The sequence below is a fragment of the uncultured Desulfovibrio sp. genome (assembly GCF_949282365.1).
In the GTDB taxonomy this organism is placed as follows: domain Bacteria; phylum Desulfobacterota; class Desulfovibrionia; order Desulfovibrionales; family Desulfovibrionaceae; genus Desulfovibrio.
The window spans coordinates 1-19980 of sequence record NZ_CASDOY010000018.1 but is presented as its reverse complement, the minus strand read 5'-3'; the positions used below and the strand labels follow the sequence as shown (position 1 = coordinate 19980).

The following is a 19980-nucleotide window of genomic DNA, read 5'->3' as shown; positions in this document are numbered from 1 at the left end:
GGAGCAATTCCGCTCGTCACGCGCCCGTCTGCCCGCCGCCGTCACGGCAGGGGCTTCCCATACGTCCTCTTTCCCGGCAAAAAGGAGCCGTCATGCAACGTACCCTCATCGTCAATGCCCTGGCCGCCGAGGCCCCGCAGCGCCAGATCACGGTCTGCGGCTGGATCCGCACCCGCCGCGATGCCAAGGATTTCAGCTTCGTGGAGATCAACGACGGTTCCTGCCTGACCAACATGCAGTGCATCGTGGATGCGGGCACCGCCGCGCAGACGGGCCTGGGCGACGCCAATACCGGCGCCTCCGTGGCCGTGACCGGCGAGCTGGTGGCCTCGCCCGGCAAGGGCCAGAAATGGGAGATACGCGCGGAGAAGGTGCGCGTCTTCGGCCTGGCCGATCCCGAGGCCTTCCCCCTGCAGAAGAAGCGCCATTCCGACGAATTCCTGCGCGGCATCGCCCATCTGCGCGCACGCACCAACAAGTACGGCGCGGCCTTCCGCATCCGTTCCGAAGCGGCGCGCGCCGTGCATGACTACTTCCACAGCCACCATTTCGCCTGGGTGCATACGCCCATCCTCACCGGCTCCGACTGCGAGGGCGCGGGCGAGATGTTCCGCGTCACGGCCCTGCCCCCCGGCGACAGGGACCTGTCGCAGGATTTCTTCGGCAGGCAGGCCAACCTGACCGTCTCCGGCCAGCTGGAGGCCGAAGCCCTGGCCCTGGGCCTGGGGCGCGTCTACACCTTCGGGCCCACCTTCCGCGCCGAGAATTCCAATACGCCGCGCCACGCCGCCGAATTCTGGATGATCGAGCCGGAAATGGCCTTTGCCGGGCTGGAAGACATCATGGAGCTGGGCGAGGGCCTGACCCGCCATGTGGTGGAACATGCCCTGACCCACTGCGAGACCGACCTCAAGCTGTTCGACAACTTCGTGGACAAGGGCCTGCTGGAGCGCCTGAAGGGCATGCTGGCCCGGCCCTTCGCCCGTGTGGCCTACCGGGACGCCATCCACATCCTCGAAGACAGCGGCAAGGACTTCACCTACCCCGTGGCCTTCGGCGTGGACCTGCAGACCGAGCACGAGCGCTTCCTGGCCGAGGAACACTTCCGGCGGCCGGTCATCGTCTATGACTATCCCAGGGAGATCAAGGCCTTCTACATGCGCGCCAACGATGACGGTGAGACCGTGGCGGCCATGGACGTGCTGGTGCCCCGCATCGGCGAGCTCATCGGCGGTTCGCAGCGCGAGGAGCGTCTGGACAGGCTGCTGGCCCGCATCGCCGAGATGGGCCAGAAGCCCGAGGATTACTGGTGGTATCTGGACCTGCGCCGCTTCGGCAGCGTGCCGCATGCCGGTTTCGGCATGGGCTTCGAACGCCTGCTGATGATGCTCACCGGCATCACCAACATCCGCGACGTCATCCCCTTCCCGCGCACGCCCGGCAGCCTGGAATTCTAGGCCGGGCAGACGCGCACGGGCGGCCCCCGCATGACGGGCGGCCTTCCCGGGGCGTGGGCACCCGCACGGGTACAGCAAACGACGACGGGCGGTGTCCGCAAGGACACCGCCCGTTTGCTTTTCGTCACTGCCCGCATCGCGCGGGCCGGTCGTGAGCGTGGGGCGCCGGTAGGTCTGCAACGGCGCCGCCCGCCACATCGTCCGGGACCGCCGCAACTGGCGCGCCCGGCCGGATGCCGCCGGGACCGGCGGCCGCCACGCTGGACGACGCTCCCGGACAGCCGTCCGTACTCGACGGCAGGCAGGCTGCCGCGGGCCGTCCCGTACGCAGGAGCCGCCCCGGCATCATCGCGGCCGTCGGTCCGTCCTGTCCGCCGGAGCGGCCATGACCGCTCCCCGCGCCCCGGACGGGGGAAGGGCCCCGGGAGCCCGGCCTAGCCCTGCACGATGCGCACGTCGCCGCGGGTCTCGTTGGCCCGGCGGCGGAAACGCTGGCGGCGGTCCTCACCGTCCACCTGATTGGCCAGCCATTCCAGCACATGCAGCACGGGGTGCTTTTCCTTGAGCTGGATCAGGCAGCGGGCGATGCCGATCTTGCAGGAGGGGCAGCCCACCAGGATGGGCCCGGCATAGCAGGCCCCGGTCTGGGGCTGGGGCTCGAAGGCCCTGGCCAGACGTTCCTTTTTGCGGGCGCGCAACAGGTTGTAGATGGTGGGGGAGGTCACGGCGCCCATGCCGGATTCGCCGCAGCAGCCCGGGATGGTGCTGACCTTGACCTTGCAGAGCTGTTCCAGGGCGGCGGTGAGCTGGGCCTGGCCCTTGAGGGTGGGCACTCCGGCCCATTCGCAGTGGCAGGCCGCGTGGTAGAGCACATTGGTGCCCGGGGCCACGGGCGCTTCCATGTTCTCCAGCTGGAGCAGGGGCAGGACGATCTGGCTCACGTCCTTCTGTTCCAGCTGCGGGAACTGCTCGTTGAGCTGCATGCGGGCCAGGCTGTCGCGGCAGGAGCCGCAGGCCGTGGCCAGATAGCGCACATCGAAGCCCTGCTTGGTGAGGTTGCGCAGCATGGAGGCCAGATACTGGCGGTTCTGGGCCATGTTGTCCTCGTATTCCGTATCCATGCCCGCGGCCAGCAGGGGGTAGCCGCAGCAGAGGTGGCGCGGCGGCACGGCCACGGCGTGACCGGTGTGCAGCAGCAGCATCACGGCGGCCAGGCCGATGCGGTCATAGAAGAGCGAACCGCCGCAGCCCGGGAAGTAGAGCACGCAGGGCATGCCCGGCGTCACCTCCGCGGGGGCGAAGACCGAGCCGCGGTGCAGGCGCAGGGATTCGTAAAGGTTGGTATAGCCCATCTTGGGCCCGCTGCCCGCGAAGATGGGGCTCTGCATGCGCTTTTTCCACACCGAGGGCACCACGCCCAGCAGCTTGTTCTGCACCTTCTGGCCCAGCGAGGCCATCTTGGCGGCGCGGGGCACGCGGGAGGCCACGTCCTGCACCAGCCATTCCAGGGCGCGCTTCTTGATGGGATGGCCGCCGGCGTTCTCGTGCTCCAGCAGGGAGCGCAGGGTCAGGGCCACCTCGCCCGAGGGGATCTTGACCGGGCAGTTGGCCAGGCAGCGGCCGCAGGCCGTGCAATGCTCCACCAGATCGCGCATCCAGCGCAAGAGGTCGTCGTCGATGGCGCCCTTGTTGACCTGGGAGTAATAGACCGCTTCCAGCAGCATGCCCAGCACCATGTTCTTGTTGCGCGGGTGGTACTGCATGGAGCGCTCGGGATAGCACATGGAACAGACCTGCTTGCATTTGCCGCAGCGGGTGCAGACCTGCACCGTGGACAGCAGGCTGATGAGCTTTTCCTTGTCCGGCAGGCCGCTGGCGTGGATATCGTTGATGAGCCGGTTGAAGGAGAAAGTGAAGGGCCGCACGGGCAGTTCGCGATGCACCAGCTTGGCCGGGTTCATGACGTCGCGGGGGTCCACGCGCTCCTTGAAGGCGCGCAGGGCGTCCATCTTGCTCTTGCCGAGGAAGGAGATCTTGGTGATGCCGATGCCGTGTTCGCCGGAGACCTCGCCGCCCATCTCCTGGCATTCGGCCATGACGCGGGCCGCGGTCTCCTCGGCTTCTTCCAGCATGTGGGCGTCATTGGAGTTGACCGGGATGTTCACATGGCAGTTGCCGTCGCCGGCGTGCATGTGGCTGGCCACCACGATGCGGCTGGCCTCCATGTAATCGCGGATCTTGACGATCTTCTTGTCCAGATGGCTGTACTTCTGGCCCATGCCGGCCAGGAAGGCCTCGGCGCGCTTCCAGAGCTCGCTGTCGGAAAGTTCGGACTGCGGCACGTCGCCGGAGGCCACCTTGGAGGCGAAGGAGAACTCGCGGTTGAATTCCTTGTCTTCCATGGGGAAGCCGGGCAGGCGGCCCACTTCCTGCAGGGCGTAGCGGTAGGCCTGGGCCGTGCATTCCAGATTGAGCTGCTCAAGGAAGAGGGCGAAATCCGGGATGCGCTCCATGGGGATGACCACATCCTCGTTGAGCTTGAAGCCCGAGGTGCGCTTGGCGATGGCCGACAGGCGGTGCCGGTCTTCCCAGAAGCGTTCGCCTTCCTTGTCGTCCTGGGCCACGATGATGTCCACGTTGTCCTGTTCTTCCACCACGCAGACGATGTCGTTGACGCACTTGTCCAGCAGGTAGGGGTCGTCGCCGTCCACCTGGAGGATGATGACCGAGATGGGCAGGCCTTCGTATTTCTGCGACTTGCGCTTGTATTCGATGGCCTGCACGTACTTGGCGTTGAATTCTTCCAGGGCGGAAAGGTGGGCGTAGTCGCCCTCCTGGCGGATGCGGTTGCGCAGGCCCACCAGCTCGCGCACCACCACGGCGGCCGGATGCATGGAGCGGCCGAAGAATTCCAGCACCATGACGCGCTTGTGCCTGGGCTTGGGATGGATGACGAAACAGGCCTCGGTGATGATGCCGTCCACGCCTTCCTTCTGCATGCCGGGCAGGCCGCCCAGGGCCTTGTTGGTCACGTCCTTGCCCAGACCGGGCAGGCGGATCTCGTCGCCGCGCAGATGGATGACGTTGCGCACGCCGCCGCTGATGTCCTTGACCACGAAGACGGCCGTCTCGTCGGGCAGGATCTTGTGGCGGGGATGGTTCTCGCGCTCCACGCTGATGAGCTCGCCCGTGGGCGTGACCATGCGCCACCAGAGCAGGTTATCCAGGGTGGTGCCGTATTCGAAGGCGCTGGGGCCGCCGGCGTTCTCGGAGACGTTGCCGCCGATGGACGAGGCCTGCTTGGAGGCCGGGTCCACGGAGAAGAGCGCCCCGGCCGCGTCCACGGCCTTGATGACGTTCTGGGTGATGGCCCCGGCTTCCACGGTGACGGTCATGTTTTCCAGGTCGATGGGTCCGATGCGGGTCAGGCGGGTCAGGCTGACGATGACCGTGCGCTTGCGGGCCGGCACGGCGCCGCCGGTCATGCCGGAGCCGCCGCCGCGCGGGATGAGCGCGAACTTCATGTCATTGGCCAGCTTCACCAGGGCGGCCACCTGTTCGGCGCTGTCGGGCTCCACCACCAGCAGGGGCAGCTCCATGCGCAGGTCCGTGGCGTCCGTGGCCGAGGCCACCAGGGCCGAGGGCGAGGACAGGATGCACTCGTTGGGCAGGATGTTGCGCAGGGCGCTGATGAGCTCCTCGCGGAAGCTGCGCTCGGCCTCGTAGGCGGACCAGAACATGGTGATGCCCTCGCCGATGGCATTGGCGAAATAATGGGCCAGGGCCATGGATTCCCGTTCGAAACGGGCATGCACGCTGTTGCGCACGGTCTCCACGTTGATGAAGGGATTGTAGGCCACCAGGAACAGTTCCTCGGCGATGGCGATGGCCAGATGGCGCACAGACTCGGGCCATTCCGCGAAGTCGTCGATATTGATACGCAGGATGCGGTTGACCACGTAGTCCGGGGAGATGGATATGTGCGGACCCTTATGAGCCATGGCGTAGGTACCTCGTTTGTCTTCTGCATTTTCCTTGCCGCGGGCACGGGCGGCCCGGTGAGCAAGTGGAGAAACCCTGTTTTTTACTGCCATTGGCCGCACAAGGCAAGCCCGCGGCCGCCCCGGGGCCCGAAAGCCCGCGCGCGGGAAGCGAAAAAACGGCAGGAACCATTCCTGCCATGCCCGCCATGCCTTGCAGGCTTTACATTTCCGCGAAGTTGAAAGATGCTGTGCGCCAGCGTCGAACCCGCAAAGGAGACCCGTCATGCTGCTCAGGCTGCAATGGCTCACCGACATCTTTGACTGGCTGCACCACAACTGGGAGCGGACCCACGTCCAGCGCAAGGTGGCGCTGGTCATCTTCTGGATCTATGTGGCGGCCCTGTGCTGCGTGGAACTCAAGCGCCAGGGCATGCTGCCGCCCGCCCTGGCCCAGCTGACGCCGCACAGCCACTTCAGCGCCATCCAGCTGGCCTTCACCCTGATCCTGGGGCTGGAGGTCCTGAGCCTGATCTTCATCATCTCCACTTCCTTTTCGCGTTCCGTGGGCAAGCAGTTCGAGATCCTGGCCCTGATCCTGCTGCGCAATGCCTTCAAGGAGCTGGCGCACCTGCCCGAACCGGTCAGCATCGCCGCCAACCTCGAGCCCGTGATCCACATCGCGGTCACGGCCCTGGGCGCGCTGGGCATCTTCGTGGCCCTGGGCATCTACGGACGCCTGAGCTCCAGTTACGCCTACATCCAGAGCCCGGAGATGCGCATGCGCTACGTCATCAGCAAGAAACTGCTCTCGCTGATCCTGTTCGCCATCTTCCTGGGCATCGGCATCCGTGACGCCTGGATCCATCTCCATACCGGCGCGGACATGCGCTTTTTCGAGACCATCTACACGGTGCTCATCTTCGCGGACATCGCCCTGGTGCTCATCGCCCAGCGCTACATGCCGTCCTTCCATGCGGTATTCCGCAATTCCGGCTTCGTCATCGGCACCCTGATGATGCGCCTGGCCCTTTCGGCCACCCCGCCCTGGGACACGGCCGCCAGCCTGTTCGCCGCCGCCTATGTGCTGGCCCTGACCTGGGCCACCCACTACTTCCGGCCCGCGGCCCTGCGCGGCCCCCAGCTGCCCGCCTCCTCCCGCGACGGGGAACGCCTGCCCCCCTCCTACGGCAAGCTCCCGGAAAAGGCGGACGACAGGGAGGCCGTGCTCTACGGCAAGCCGCATCTGGAAGTCTGGCGGCAGCGCCGCAAGAGCCGGGAGGCCGCCCTGCCCGCGCCGCAGGAGGGCTGCGTCTTCGGCAGCACGGCGGAACGCCGGCCCCGGCGCGCGACGCCCCGTCCTCCGGCCGGAAAAAAGAAGAGCGGCAACTGATGCCGGCCGCGACAACGGCGGCTGCCGCCGGGCCTGTCCCGCATGCTGCCCCCTATGCGGCCCCGGACGCCGCGATCCATGTCCCCCGGACGCCGCGATCCAAGCCGCCCGCATCCCGTCCCATGTGCCCGGAACGCCCGGCGGCCGGGCATGACCGGCCGCGCCCCTGCGCTGCCGCTATCCGGCGCGGTATGCGGCCCCTGCCGGGCGGCACGGCCGCTGCACGGGTCCGGCATATGATCCCTTCCCGCCGGGCGGCACGGCCGGAACGCCTGGCCCGCTGGCCCCTGCTGCCATGCTCCACACCGCCGCGAGACACCAAAAGGCCACCCCGAAGGGTGGCCTTTCAGCATCCACGCGCGGCCTGCGGCCGTCGCTGATCTTTGTCGGCAAAACGCATCGTCAGGAAAAGAGGGACGCGGGGAAGGAGCGCCCCGGGGCGACGCTCAAAAGGCTTCCCTCCCCCGGCGCCCTGCCCTGACAAAAGAAGTGTTTATTCGTCGCCCACCTTGAGGGCGGCCAAAAAGGCTTCCTGCGGCAGTTCCACATTGCCCATGCGCTTCATGCGCTTTTTGCCTTCCTTCTGCTTTTCCAGCAGCTTGCGCTTGCGGGTGATGTCGCCGCCGTAGCACTTGGCGGTCACGTCCTTGCGGAAGGCGGACACGGTCTCGCGGGCGATGATCTTCTGGCCGATGGCGGCCTGGATGGCCACCTGAAAGAGCTGGCGCGGGATGGTGCGCTTGAGCTTGAGCGCCAGCGAACGGCCGTAGGGATAGGCGCGCTCGCGGTGCACGATGACGGCCAGGGCGTCCACGGGCTCGCTGTTGAGCAGGATGTCCAGGCGCACCAGATCGGACTCGCGGTAGTCGATGGGATGATAATCCATGCTGGCATAGCCGCGCGTGCAGGACTTGAGCCGGTCGAAGAAGTCGTAGACGATTTCGGCAAAGGGCATCTCGTACGTCACCACCACGCGGTTGGCGGCCAGATAGTGCAGGTTCTTCTGGGTGCCGCGCTTGTCCTCGCAAAGTTTCATGACATTGCCCACATATTCGTTGGGCACATGGATGTCCATGCTCACATAGGGCTCGTACAGGGCCTTGATCTTGGTGGAATCGGGCAGGTGGGCCGGGTTGTCGATCTCCAGCGTCCTGCCGTCGGTGGTGTCCACCCTGTAGATGACCGAGGGCGCGGTGGCGATGAGGTCCACCTCGAACTCGCGCTCCAGACGCTCCTGGATGATCTCCATGTGCAGCAGGCCCAGGAAACCGCAGCGGAAGCCGAAGCCCAGGGCCTGGGAGGTCTCGGGCTCGAAGCTGAAGGCGGCATCGTTGAGCTGCAGCTTTTCCAGCGCGGCCTTGAGGTTCTCGTAATCGTCGGATTCCGAGGGATAGAGGCCGCAGAAGACCATGGGCTTCACTTCCTTGAAGCCGGGCACGGGCTCGCTGGCCGGATGGGCCGCCAGGGTGATGGTATCGCCCACGCGGGCGTCGCCCAGGGACTTGATGCTGCCGCACAGGAAGCCCACCTCGCCGGCGTGCAGTTCCTTCACGTCCGTGGCCTCGGGCGAGAACACGCCCAGGCGCAGGACCTCGTATTCCTTGCCGGTGCTCATGAGGCGCACCATGTCGCCCAGCTTCACCCGGCCGTCCACCACGCGGAAGAGCACCACCACGCCCTGATAGCTGTCGTACCAGGAGTCGAAGATAAGGGCCTTGAGGGGGCCCTCCGGGTCGCCGCCCGGCGCGGGCAGGCGGTGGACGATGGCCTCCAGCACGGCGTCCACGCCCATGCCGGTCTTGGCGGACACGGGCAGGGCGTCGGTGCAGTCCAGGCCGATGGCCTCCTCGATCTCTTCCTTGACACGGTCCACCTCGGCGCTGGGCAGATCGATCTTGTTCAGCACGGGCACGATCTCGTGATCGTGGTCCAGCGCCAGATAGACGTTGGCCAGGGTCTGGGCCTCCACGCCCTGGGTGGCGTCCACCACCAGCAGCGCGCCTTCACAAGCGGCCAGGGAACGCGAGACTTCGTAATTGAAATCCACATGGCCGGGCGTGTCGATGAGGTTCAGTTCATATTCCTCGCCGTTGGCAGCCACATAGGGGATGCGCACGGTCTGCGCCTTGATGGTGATACCGCGCTCGCGCTCCAGATCCATCCTGTCCAGATACTGCTGGCGGGCCTCGCGCTGGCTGACCACCTTGGTCAGCTCGAGGATGCGGTCGGCAAGGGTGGATTTGCCGTGGTCGATGTGGGCGATGATGCAGAAATTGCGAATATGATCCAGACTGGGCATGGGACTCGTGACTGTGACCGCGCCGGAAGCCGCGGGAAAAGGTGCGGGCAGGGCCGCGAGGCCACCGGTCTGTGACCATGCGCGCCCCTGCCGGGAAAGTAGATCATCATAGCGGTAAGACGCTGCAAAGTCCATGCCCCGCCCGACAGGCGGACGACGGACGCGGACCGCGAAGATAGCGCCGCGGTAAAGGCAGGCCGAAGCGATACCGGCGGCACAGGCACCGGCAGAAGGGGCGCGGGCAGCGGTTTTGCGCTGGAAACGCCGCAACGGCGGTCGTAACAGGCACCGGCAGAAAAGGTGCGGGCAGAGATGCGGAGAGCTGCCGACGCGCAGAAGGACACACGGTGCTTGGACCTTGAGGGCTGGAGACCCTGCGGTATGGACGCTCCCGGGAAGGAAGGGCGGAAAGAGGCCGGGCCAGATGGTTGCAGGCCTGGCGGATGCGGGCCTGGCGGGACGGGACCGGAGGGAGCTGGCCAGACGGATGCGGAACGGGCGGATGGGGACGGACGCACGGACACCGTGCGTCAGGCTGCCGGGGCCTGTCGGGCGGATGGCGGCAGCCCGGAACGCGCATGGAACGCAAAAGGGGCCGGAAGTTCCCTTCCGGCCCCTGGTATCGGATTCAGGAGGCGCTAGCGCAACTGGGCCACATGCAGGCGCACGATGGCGCGCTGCAGAGCGGCTTCCGCTCTGGCATGGTCCACATTTTCGGCCTGGCTGGCCAGGCGTTTCTCGGCGCGCTCCTTGGCGGCCTGGGCGCGGGCGGTGTCGATGTCCTCGGCCAGCTCGGCCGATTCCGCCAGCACGGTCAGAACCTGGTTGTTCACATCGGCGAAGCCACCGGAGATGAACACGTTGTGCTGCTTGCCGTCCACAGTGTAGCGCAGATCGCCGATCTTGAGGGCGGAGAGCAGGGAGACGTGATGCGGCAGCACGCCAAACTCACCCATGACGCCGGGGCATACGGCTATTTCCACCTGAGCGCTGACAACGGTCTTGTCAGGTGTCACCACTTCCAGTTGCAGCATGCTCATGGGCGCTCCTTATTTGCCTTCCTGCTGAATACGGGCTTCGTACTTGGCCACAGCCTGGTCGATGCTGCCCAGCATGTAGAAGTCGGATTCGGCAAGATGGTCATACTGGCCTTCCAGGATGCCCTTGAAGCCCTTGATGGTGTCTTCCAGGTGAGCTTGTCTTCGTCAGACAGTTCGTCCATACCCAGAATGGCGATGATATCCTGCAGTTCCTTGTACTTCTGCAGCACCATCTGCACCTGACGGGCCACGCTGTAGTGTTCTTCGCCCACGACGTTGGGGTCGAGGATGCGCGAAGTGGAGTCCAGCGGGTCCACGGCGGGGTAGATACCAAGTTCGGCGATCTGGCGGGAAAGCACGAGCGTACCGTCCAGATGCGAGAACGTGGTGGCCGGGGCGGGGTCGGTCAAGTCGTCAGCGGGCACATAAACGGCCTGCACGGAGGTGATCGAACCCTTGTTGGTGGAGGTGATGCGTTCCTGCAGGGCGCCCAGGTCGGTACCCAGGGTGGGCTGGTAACCCACGGCCGAAGGCATGCGGCCCAGCAGAGCGGACACTTCCGAACCGGCCTGCGTGAAGCGGAAGATGTTGTCGATGAAGAGCAACACGTCCTGGTTTTCTTCGTCGCGGAAGTATTCGGCGCAGGCGAGAGCGGTCAGGGCCACGCGGGCACGGGCTCCCGGAGGCTCGTTCATCTGGCCGTAAACCAGCGTGGCGCGCTCCAAAACACCGGCTTCTTTCAGTTCGTGATACAGGTCATTGCCTTCACGGGTACGTTCACCCACGCCGGCGAACACCGAGGAGCCGCCGTGCTGCTTGGCAATGTTGTTGATCATTTCCATCAGGATAACGGTCTTGCCCACGCCGGCGCCGCCGAAGAGGCCCATCTTGCCGCCCTTGGGGAAGGGCACGAGCAGGTCCACGACCTTGATGCCGGTTTCAAGCAGTTCCACCTTGGTGTTCTGCTCGGTGAACTCGGGGGCAGGACGGTGGATGGGATAGTATTTCTCGGCGTTGACCGGGCCCAGTTCGTCCACGGGGCGACCGATAACGTTGAGGATACGACCCACGGAAGCCTTGCCCACGGGCACCATGATGGGGTTGCCCGTATCCACAACTTCCATGCCACGCACCAGACCTTCGGTAGCGTCCATGGCGATGGTACGCACGACGTTGTCGCCGAGGTGCTGCGCCACTTCACAGACGAGGTCGGGGGCATCGCTGTTGTTGGGGTTTTTGATTTCCAGGGCGGTCAGGATATCCGGCAGGTGTCCGTCGCTGAACTCAACGTCCACGACGGCGCCGATAACCTGGACGATTTTACCAATGTTTTTGCTCATGCTTGGCTCCTGTTACCCGTTCAGCGCTTCTGCGCCGCCGACGATGTCGATGAGTTCGCTGGTGATGGAAGCCTGCCGTGTCTTGTTGTAGAGCAGGGTCAAGGTATTGATCATCTCGTTACAGTTACGCGTCGCGTTGTCCATGGCAGCCATGCGCGCGGCGTGTTCACTGGCAGACGTATCCAGCATTCCCCGGTAGACCTGAACCTTGATGTAGCGGGGCAGCAGTTCGGCCAGGAGGGCTTCTTCCTGCGGTTCGTACACGTACTCGCAGTGGGAAGTCTTTTCTCCTTCCGCTTCCGCTTCCGCCTCAGGGGCAGCCAGGGGCAGCAGGCTCAGTGTACGCGGGGGCTGATGCCCCATGGACACAAACTCGCCGTACACCATCCAGACTTCATCAAAAGCAAAGGTTTCGTAGCCGTGAATGACTTCCTGCGCGATGGAACTGGCCAGCGAGAAATCCAGGCTGCCCATGCGGTCGCCGTAGGAGACCAGCATGTTGTAACCGGATTTGCGCACCGCGTCGCGACCCTTGCGGCCCATGCAGGCAAAGGAGACCTGCATGCCCGCGTTGGCTTTTTCTGCTGCAAGCTTCAGGGCCGTGGTGATGATGTTGCCGTTGAAGCTGCCGCACAAGCCGCGGTCGGACGTCACCAGAACGATGGCGCAGTTTTTCTTTTCCTCATGCTCGGCCAGCAGCGGATGGGCATTGCCCTCCACCTTGCGGGCAAGCTCAGCCAGCACCTGGCGGTACCTGCTCGCATACGGCCGGAAGCGTTCGATGCGGGCCTGCGCGCCGCGCAGCTTCGCCGAGGCCACCATGTTCATGGCCTTGGTGATCTGCTTGGTCTTGCCGACCCCCACGATTTTCATTTTGACGTCTTTGAGTGAAGGCATATGGGTATCCCCCGGGCCTTAGGCCTGGTAGCCCTGCTTGAAGGCGGTAATAGCCTCGTTGAGCGCCTTTTCCACAGCCTCGTCAATGACTTTCTTTTCCTTGATGGCGTCCAGCACGTCCTTGCGGGTATCGCGCATGAAAGCCAGCATCTCACTTTCAAAACGGCGGATCTGATCCACCGGCACGTCGTCCATGAAGCCGCGGGTAGCAGCGTAGATGGAGGCCACCTGTTCCTGGGCGGGCATGGGCTGGTACTGGGGCTGCTTCAGCAGTTCCACCAGACGGGCGCCGCGTTCGAGCTTGGCCTTGGTGGCCTTGTCGAGGTCGGAACCGAACTGGGCGAAAGCGGCCAGTTCACGGTACTGGGCCAGGTCCAGACGCATGGTACCGGCAACCTGTTTCATGGCCTTGATCTGGGCGGCGCCACCCACGCGGGACACGGACAGGCCCACGTTGATGGCCGGACGCACACCGGCGTTGAACAGGTTGGGCTCCAGGTACACCTGACCGTCGGTGATGGAGATCACGTTGGTCGGGATGTAGGCGGACACGTCGCCGGCCTGCGTTTCGATGATGGGCAGGGCGGTCAGGGAGCCGGCACCCAGGCTGTCGTTCACCTTGGCGGCACGTTCCAGCAGACGGGAGTGCAGGTAGAAGACGTCGCCGGGGAAAGCTTCACGTCCGGGAGGACGACGGAGCAGCAGGGACATCTGGCGATAACCCACAGCCTGTTTGGAGAGGTCATCGTAGATGATCAGGGCATGCTTGCCGTTGTCGCGGTAGTATTCGGCCATGGTGCAACCGGTGTAGGCCGCGATGTACTGCAAGGGAGCCGGGTCGGAAGCGGTGGCCGAGATGATGGTGGTGTATTCCATGGCACCGTGCTTGCGCAGGGTGTCGGCCACCAGGGCGACAGACGCCTTCTTCTGGCCGATGGCCACATAGAAGCAGTGAATGTCGGTTTCTTTCTGGGCCAGGATGGCGTCGATGCAGACGGCGGTCTTGCCGGTCTGACGGTCGCCGATGATCAGTTCGCGCTGGCCGCGGCCGATGGGGGTCATGGCGTCGATGGCTTTCAGACCCGTGGGCATGGGCTCATGCACGCTCTTGCGCGCGATGATGCCGGGGGCCTTGATTTCCACCGGGCGGACTTCATCGGACTCGACCGGGCCGAGGCCGTCGATGGGCTGGCCAAGGGGGTTGAGCACGCGGCCCATGACCTTGTCGCCCACGGGCACGGAGAAGATCTTGCCGGTACGCTTGACAGGATCGCCTTCCTTGATGCCCACATCGGAGCCGAGCAGCGCGACACCCACGTTGTCTTCTTCGAGGTTGAGCACCATACCCATGACGCCGCCGGGGAATTCCAGCAGTTCCATGGACATGGCATTCTGAACCCCGTAGACGCGGGCAATACCGTCACCGACGTACAACACGGTGCCGGTTTCGCTCATTTCTACGCGCTGCTCGTAGTTTTTGATTTGATCTTCAATGATCTTGCTTATCTCTTCAGCTTTGATCTGCATGTGCTATTCACCCCTCTTGAATGTCTCCCGAAGGATCGCCAACTGCGCGCGCAGACTTGCGTCCAGCACTCGATCACCAACCTTGAGCACCACGCCCCCAAGGATGGAAGCATCCACATCAAAGGCAAGCTCGATGCTCGCCCCCGCCTTCTTTTCAAGCTCGGCCTTGAGTTCGGCCCGCTTGTTATCCGTAAGCTCCACGGCGGTAGTGAGCGTACCACGGATAATTCCTTTGGCGTCGTCCAGCAACTTGCCATACCAGCCGACAATCTCACCGAGATAAGCCAGACGTTCCTTGTCGGCCAGCAGGAGGCAGAAGTTGCAGACAGTTTTGTCCGCCTTGATTTTCTTGAGAAGCTTGCCCATCACGGCCTTTTTCTCGTCAACGCTGATGACCGGGCTTTTCAGCGCGGTATGCAGCTCGGGCGAGGCGGCAAGCATGTCTCCCAGCGCGGCGAGATCGCTCCCGTAACGCGAGAGGACATCATCCCCTTGTCGTTTGCCCAGCGCAAATATGGCGCCGGCATATCTGCGAGCAACTATCGCGTCCGTCAATGGAGCACCACCTTGTTGAGGGAGTTGGTAATGAGCTTTTCATGCTCGGCGGCGGTCAGCTTTTCAGCCAGGACCTTTTCCGCTGCGTCCACAATCTCATCGGCAATGGCGGACCGCACTTCGGCCAGCATGGCGCGGCCTTCGTTCTCGGCGGTACGGCGAGCCTGTTGCACGATCTGTTCGGCCTGACGCTGGGCTTCCTCGACGACGGCACGCTTCACGGTCTCGGCCTGGGCGAGACTTTCGTCAAGGATGGCCTTGCGTTCGGACTCAAGGTTGCTGATGCGCTTTTCCACTTCATCCAGGCGCTTCTGGGCATCGGCGCGACGGGCTTCCAGATCCTGGAGTTCCTGGCTGATGCTGGCGCGACGGCCGGAGAAGTACTTGCGGGCCAGACCGCCCACGAAGTACCACAGGATACCGGCGAAGATGATAAGGTTGAGCACACGCCAGCCAAAGTCGCCCCAGCGCGGCGCGTCGTGCCCTTCAGAGGCCTGCGCCCCCACGGCAAACAGCAGCGTAAGCGCAAGGACAGGCACCATAACTCGCGTCAAGCCCAGCCCAGCGTGTTTCCATTTGCTCAAAGCCCACCCCCTTGATTGGGTTTCTCTTGATTCTTTACCCTCGCGGTCCCGGAGGACCACCCGAAAAAACCACCGGCTCGCGCGTGGCACAGTGGCAGAAACGGCGTATCTAGCCATGCAGCACGCGATCGGCCAGCTGGCCGGAAAGCGCGGGCACATGAGCGCGCAGCTCCTTCAGGGAAGCATCGGCTTCGGCCTGCAGGTTGCGGCGGGTCTCGGCGATGATTTCCTGGGCGCGCTTCTGGGCTTCCGCCACCAGGCTGGCCTGCTCGGCAGCGCCGGCGGCACGGGCCTGTTCGCGGTTCTGGCCCGCTTCCTGACGGGCGCTGGTCAGCTGATTGTCATAATCGCTGAGGCGCTGGTCGGCCTGGTATTCGTAGGATTCGGATTCGCCGGACATTTCGTCCATGACGGATTTGCGTTTGCGGATGATTTCGCGGATGGGGCGAATCAGAAGGAGGTTCAGCACGTAGAGTGCGATGAAGAAGTTCACCAACTGGAAAACCAAGGTGATATTAAGGTCTAACATTACCGTATCCTCCCTCTGGACGGTGTGATGTTCAAAGCTTTTATAAAATACCCTCAACAGGGGGTTATGTCAAAGGGTATTGGTGACAAAATTCGCAAAGTCGCCACATCCGCACGGGCAATTTCATGATATTTTTTGTGATATATGGCAAAAATCCATGATTTTCAGCAAATTGAAACAAATCGTAAAAATTTTTCCGCCAGGGCAAAAAGACCGGCGGCCGTCACGAAAGCGGCAGACCAGCCAGAGGCCCCGCGCGCTGTCCCGTCAGCTTTCGGACGCTCGCGCACGCTTTTGCCCATATGCGCGAGCCGGACGGGACTGCGGCATTTTTGTGGCGGATGGCCGGACGACGCCCCCCGGCCTCCCCCCACGGATGCGGAGGGACACGCCGCCGCGCGCATGCGCGGTGCCTTACGGCTGTTCCCGGGAAGCATTTTCCTGTGCATACGCCGATGCGCGTATGCGCGATGCCGTCGGGCGTGCAAAAATGATGGCGGGAGCGTCACCACGCTTGCGCGCCCGTGCGGACACCGCTGGACGGGCAAACAGCGATGGGGGGAGCGTCCCTTCGCTTCCGCCCAGATGCGCGACGCCCGCCCTTTCCCTGCACGTCCCCGAGCCGTGCGAACAGGCTCGCGTGCCGTGCGGGACGCCTCAGACCAGCAGCCAGTGCTCCCGCTCGTAGCCCGCCCCGGCCAGCCAGCGGGCGGCGTCCTCGTCGGCACCGTGGGCCGTCAGGGCGTTGAGCAAAAAACAGTGCCCCGGCACGGGCAGCTGCGCCCGGCCTATGACCGGCACGCCCCGTATCCGCTGGCCGATCTTTTTGGGATCGATGTCCACGAAGGCCGCCACCTGCACGCCCTGCCGCCACAAAGGCTCCAGACGGCGGCGCGCCACCCTGCCCGCGCCCAGCACATGGACCCGCGGATGCCAGGGGTTGTGACGCTCCAGCCAGCGGGCCAGCCAAAGGGCGCGCAAGCGGTTGTTGGCGGCCTCGCAATAACGGCTGTCGCTGCGGGTGGCCCGGCGCGGCGGATCGTTCCAGACCAGCAGCTCCTGCGGCAATTTGGCCATGCGCACCCCGGCATGCAGCCAGCGCAGCCACAGTTCCCAGTCCTCGGCGAAGAAACCGTCGGCATAGCCGCCGTGCAGCCCGGGCAGCCCGCGCCGGAACATGACCGAAGGATGGCTGACGGGCGTGTCCCTGAAACGGTTGCGGCTGATGTCCTCATGGTCCAGCAGGCCGTTCTGCCAGTCCACGAAATGGGCGAAGCCGCGCGCCGTCTCCCGGTCGCCGCCAAAGCGCACCCGTGTGGCCAGCAGGCCCGTGCCGGGATGCGCCGCCAGCCAGGCCGCCTGCAGGGCCAGACGCTGCGGATGGCAGACGTCGTCAGCGTCCATGCGGGCGATGAGCGCGCCACGGGCCGCCGCCAGACCGGCATTGAGCGCGCCGGGCAGGCCCTCGTGCGGCCGGTGCAGGACGCGCAGGCAGGGGTACTCCCCGGCCAGGGCATCAAGCAGGGCGGCCGTACCGTCCGTGGAGCCGTCATCGACGGCCAGCACCTCGAAGGACGGCAGCGGGGCCCCGGCCGCCGCCTCCTGCCGGGCCAGCGAACGCACGGCCACGCGCAGGGGCGCCTCGCCTTGGGGCGTCAGGGGCAGGGACGCGCCGTTCCAGACCGGCAGCAGGACCGTCACCTGCGGGACTGTGGTCATGATCGCTCTCCAAGATCTTGTGTGCCGGGACAGCGCGCCTGCCCAGAGCAGCCGCCAGCCCGCACGGCATGCGGACACTGTTGCCGGCGCTGTCCCGCCGGAACCGGCAGGAGCCGCCCTGCCGGCGTGCCTCCATCAAGGCGATAATGGACTGGGCGCCGGCCATGATGCCCCGCCACGAAGCAAACATGCGCCTGCGGCGCCCCTTCCCGTGCCGGCGGCAGCCCTCGCGGGCCGCGCGAAGACCACGGGAGCCGGGCCGGCCCCGCGCACCCGGCACCTGTCGCGCGCCCGGCACCCGCCTGCGGGACCGGAAGCATCATCCACACTGTCCGCAGCGTGTTTGGCGGGAAGGGGAAGCCCCATCCCTGCCGTCGATGCCCGCAGCTCCCTGCGTCGCCACGGGCACGGCCCGCGGGCTGCCCTTTGGGTCGCTGCCCGCGGGAGGGCCTTCCCTCCCCCAGGCCCCCATCCTTTCCCCGGCGCGCTTCTTCAGATGCGCACGGGAGCCTGCGGCAGGCATCCCGCACCGGACATGTGTGGCTGATCTCCTTTAGTTATCTGAAAAAAATGTAAAATTCACATCGATACGCCCTGGTCGCGCAGCAGGGTGCGCACGGCCAGGCACAGGTCCGTGATGCTCTGCCGTGCGTCCAGCTCGTGATGGGCGGCCTCGCGGTACAGGGGCAGGCGGGCTTCCAGCACCTCGCGCACCTCCTCGTCCAGGCTCTTGCCGGTCAGGCTGGGGCGCTGGGCTTCCAGAGGGTTGCGGCGCAGGCGTTCGGCCAGCACCTCCACCGGGGCGGACAAAAAGAAGACCCGGCCGTGCCCGCGCATATAGCGCCGGTTGTCCCCGGCCAGCACCATGCCGCCGCCCGTGGCCACCACGCCCCGGCCCGCCAGCTCCTCGCTGGCCAGGCGCAGGGTCTCGCTCTCGCGGCTGCGGAAACCTTCCCAGCCCCAGCGGCGCACCATCTCCGCCACGTCCATGCCCAGCCGCTCGCAAAGGTGCCGGTCCGTGTCGCAGTACGGCACGTCCAAGACCTCGGACAGGGCCCTGCCCAGGGTTGTCTTGCCGCAGGCGCGCGGCCCCACAAGATAGATCAGGGACATGCTGCCGCCCTCCCCTGCTAAAGGATACGGTTGCCGCCGGCGGTGACGAGCACCGTGTATTCCCAGCGAATGCCGCCCCATTGCGGATAATACAGACCGGGTTCCACCGTGACCACCATGCCTTCCTGCAGCACCTTTTCGCCACGGCGGCCCAGGCTGGGGGCCTCGTGGGTCTCCAGGCCCACGCCGTGGCCCAGACCGTGGGTGAAGAAGGCCTCCACGCCCGCCTTCTCGAACACGCCCCGCGCCAGGGCATAGGCCTCGTGCAGGGGCAGGCCCGGACGCATCCCGTCCAGGGCGGCCTGCTGGGCCTCGCGCACCAGCTGCATGGTCGTGCGGAACTCCCTGTGCGGCGTATCGCCCACCCAGAAGGTGCGGGTCTGATCGGAGCAGTAGCCGTCCACGCGGCAGCCCACGTCCACCAGCACCAGACCGTTGTCCGGCAGCCTGGTCCCGCCGGGGATGGCGTGCGGCAGGGCCGCGTTGCGGTCCACGGCCACGATGGAGGGGAAGGCCAGCTCCGAAGCGCCGTTGTCCCGAAAATATCTTTCAATGGCCCAGGCCAGATCGGCCTCGCTGCGGCCGGGCTGCAGCTGGCCTTCCTCCAGCCAGCGCAACATGGCGTGATTGAGGGCGAAGGAACGCTCCAGGGCCCTGATCTCGTCGGCATCCTTGATGACGCGCAGCTCCTCCACCAGACCGTCGGCGGCCTGCAGATGCACGCCGCGCCCCACGGCCCGGCCCAGCTCCCGGGCGAAATTGAGGCTCACGATCTCCGCCTCCAGCCCCAGACGGCTGCCGCAGCGCCGCAGGAGACGGCCGATCTCCGCGGCCGCGTCCGGGCCATAGATGAGGATGCGCTCCGTGTCCCAGAGCCGGGCCGCGGCATCCTTGTAGCGGGCATCGGTGCAGAGCCAGTCCCGGCCGTCCGCGCAGATGACCAGACGCCCGGCGCTCTCGTTGGCCTGCACATCATGCAGCTCGAAGCCGGAAAGGTAGAAACGGTTGGCGGCGTGGCTCACCAGCAGGGCATCCAGACCGCGGGCGCGCATCAGTTGGCGCAGGCGGTCGCGTCGGGCAGCATAGGGAGTGTTCATGCGAGGTTCCTTTGCAGGAAGGGCGGGGAGGGATGCGCGGGGGGAAGGGGGACTTTTTTGGAAAAAGGTCCCCCTTCCCCCCGGACCCCCCAACCCTTCCAAAAACTTTCCTTCAGGCCGGTATGGCAGGTCCCCGTCTGCGGACACAGGGCACGGCATCGACACTGCCCGGACGAGACGTTTGGAGACAGGGATGCATCTTAGCCGCCGTCCGGCCCGGACGCAATGGCCCGGAACAGGACGGGAACCATCGGGGCAGGCTGGAGTGCGCGGCGTTGGGAGCTCTCCAAGGTTGCCAATGGAGGCAGATGTCCTTTTGTTTGCGCGGATCGGGGGCACCCGCAGTATAGTTAATATGGTTTTTAAAGCATTGGAGAAACAAGGCCCCCAAAAAACAAAAAAGCCTGTGTCCACGCAGGGATACAGGCCATGAAAATGCGTTTTGGGGAG

The 19980-nt window shown here is 65.2% G+C and carries 13 protein-coding genes and 1 pseudogene; 2 read left to right on the top strand and 12 right to left on the bottom strand.

What is annotated here, in order from left to right; genetic code table 11:
• Positions 1-92 precede the first annotated feature (92 nt).
• On the top strand, positions 93-1457 hold the full coding sequence (gene asnS / locus Q1X76_RS05510; RefSeq protein WP_300718560.1) for an asparagine--tRNA ligase: 1365 nt from the start codon (positions 93-95) through the stop codon (positions 1455-1457).
• A 434-nt stretch (positions 1458-1891) separates the two neighbouring features.
• Here the strand turns inward: asnS and Q1X76_RS05505 are convergent, their stop codons facing one another.
• Complete coding sequence (locus Q1X76_RS05505; RefSeq protein WP_300718559.1) at positions 1892-5458, bottom strand: FAD-binding and (Fe-S)-binding domain-containing protein; 3567 nt, start codon at positions 5456-5458, stop codon at positions 1892-1894.
• 265 nt (positions 5459-5723) lie between these two features.
• On the opposite strand from Q1X76_RS05505, the gene Q1X76_RS05500 reads away from it, so the two are divergent.
• Positions 5724-6830, top strand: a complete 1107-nt coding sequence (locus Q1X76_RS05500) for a hypothetical protein (protein WP_300718557.1) — start codon at positions 5724-5726, stop codon at positions 6828-6830.
• A 493-nt stretch (positions 6831-7323) separates the two neighbouring features.
• Here Q1X76_RS05500 and lepA read toward each other — a convergent pair whose 3' ends face one another.
• The 11 genes and pseudogenes from lepA to Q1X76_RS05445 form a co-directional block, all read right to left on the bottom strand.
• The gene (lepA, locus tag Q1X76_RS05495; protein WP_300718556.1) at positions 7324-9129 is read right to left on the bottom strand and encodes a translation elongation factor 4; all 1806 of its coding nucleotides are present in this window, start codon (positions 9127-9129) and stop codon (positions 7324-7326) included.
• Between the two features lie 638 nt (positions 9130-9767).
• Entirely contained in the window at positions 9768-10169 is a 402-nt protein-coding gene (locus Q1X76_RS05490) for a F0F1 ATP synthase subunit epsilon (RefSeq protein WP_300718555.1), read from the bottom strand.
• A 9-nt stretch (positions 10170-10178) separates the two neighbouring features.
• A pseudogene (atpD, locus tag Q1X76_RS05485) lies at positions 10179-11509 on the bottom strand (F0F1 ATP synthase subunit beta).
• A gap of 12 nt (positions 11510-11521) precedes the next feature.
• On the bottom strand, positions 11522-12406 hold the full coding sequence (locus Q1X76_RS05480) for a F0F1 ATP synthase subunit gamma (RefSeq protein WP_300718553.1): 885 nt from the start codon (positions 12404-12406) through the stop codon (positions 11522-11524).
• An 18-nt stretch (positions 12407-12424) separates the two neighbouring features.
• Positions 12425-13933, bottom strand: a complete 1509-nt coding sequence (gene atpA / locus Q1X76_RS05475) for a F0F1 ATP synthase subunit alpha (RefSeq protein WP_300718551.1) — start codon at positions 13931-13933, stop codon at positions 12425-12427.
• Between the two features lie 3 nt (positions 13934-13936).
• The gene (atpH, locus tag Q1X76_RS05470) at positions 13937-14488 is read right to left on the bottom strand and encodes an ATP synthase F1 subunit delta (protein WP_300718550.1); all 552 of its coding nucleotides are present in this window, start codon (positions 14486-14488) and stop codon (positions 13937-13939) included.
• Entirely contained in the window at positions 14485-15030 is a 546-nt protein-coding gene (locus tag Q1X76_RS05465; protein ID WP_300718549.1) for an ATP synthase F0 subunit B, read from the bottom strand. Before Q1X76_RS05465 ends, atpH begins: the two co-directional genes overlap by 4 nt.
• Before the next feature lie 151 nt (positions 15031-15181).
• Complete coding sequence (locus Q1X76_RS05460; protein WP_300718547.1) at positions 15182-15601, bottom strand: ATP synthase F0 subunit B; 420 nt, start codon at positions 15599-15601, stop codon at positions 15182-15184.
• Between the two features lie 657 nt (positions 15602-16258).
• A complete protein-coding gene (locus Q1X76_RS05455; protein WP_300718546.1) occupies positions 16259-17320 on the bottom strand; it encodes a glycosyltransferase in 1062 nt (353 codons plus the stop codon).
• Positions 17321-17899: 579 nt separating this feature from the next.
• Entirely contained in the window at positions 17900-18433 is a 534-nt protein-coding gene (aroL, locus tag Q1X76_RS05450) for a shikimate kinase AroL (RefSeq protein ID WP_300718544.1), read from the bottom strand.
• A 17-nt stretch (positions 18434-18450) separates the two neighbouring features.
• Entirely contained in the window at positions 18451-19530 is a 1080-nt protein-coding gene (locus Q1X76_RS05445) for a Xaa-Pro peptidase family protein (RefSeq protein ID WP_300718543.1), read from the bottom strand.
• Between the last annotated feature and the right edge of the window lie 450 nt (positions 19531-19980).

Excerpts from the sequence above, each read along its gene's own strand:
- atpA (WP_300718551.1), bottom strand. The coding sequence starts at position 13,933 with ATGCAGATCAAAGCTGAAGAGATAAGCAAGATCATTGAAGATCAAATC.
- lepA (WP_300718556.1), bottom strand. The coding sequence starts at position 9,129 with ATGCCCAGTCTGGATCATATTCGCAATTTCTGCATCATCGCCCACATC.
- Q1X76_RS05465 (WP_300718549.1), bottom strand. The coding sequence starts at position 15,030 with ATGGTGCCTGTCCTTGCGCTTACGCTGCTGTTTGCCGTGGGGGCGCAG.
- Q1X76_RS05500 (WP_300718557.1), top strand. The coding sequence starts at position 5,724 with ATGCTGCTCAGGCTGCAATGGCTCACCGACATCTTTGACTGGCTGCAC.
- asnS (WP_300718560.1), top strand. The coding sequence starts at position 93 with ATGCAACGTACCCTCATCGTCAATGCCCTGGCCGCCGAGGCCCCGCAG.
- Q1X76_RS05455 (WP_300718546.1), bottom strand. The coding sequence starts at position 17,320 with ATGACCACAGTCCCGCAGGTGACGGTCCTGCTGCCGGTCTGGAACGGC.
- Q1X76_RS05460 (WP_300718547.1), bottom strand. The coding sequence starts at position 15,601 with ATGTTAGACCTTAATATCACCTTGGTTTTCCAGTTGGTGAACTTCTTC.
- Q1X76_RS05445 (WP_300718543.1), bottom strand. The coding sequence starts at position 19,530 with ATGAACACTCCCTATGCTGCCCGACGCGACCGCCTGCGCCAACTGATG.
- Q1X76_RS05480 (WP_300718553.1), bottom strand. The coding sequence starts at position 12,406 with ATGCCTTCACTCAAAGACGTCAAAATGAAAATCGTGGGGGTCGGCAAG.
- Q1X76_RS05490 (WP_300718555.1), bottom strand. The coding sequence starts at position 10,169 with ATGAGCATGCTGCAACTGGAAGTGGTGACACCTGACAAGACCGTTGTC.
- Q1X76_RS05505 (WP_300718559.1), bottom strand. The coding sequence starts at position 5,458 with ATGGCTCATAAGGGTCCGCACATATCCATCTCCCCGGACTACGTGGTC.
- aroL (WP_300718544.1), bottom strand. The coding sequence starts at position 18,433 with ATGTCCCTGATCTATCTTGTGGGGCCGCGCGCCTGCGGCAAGACAACC.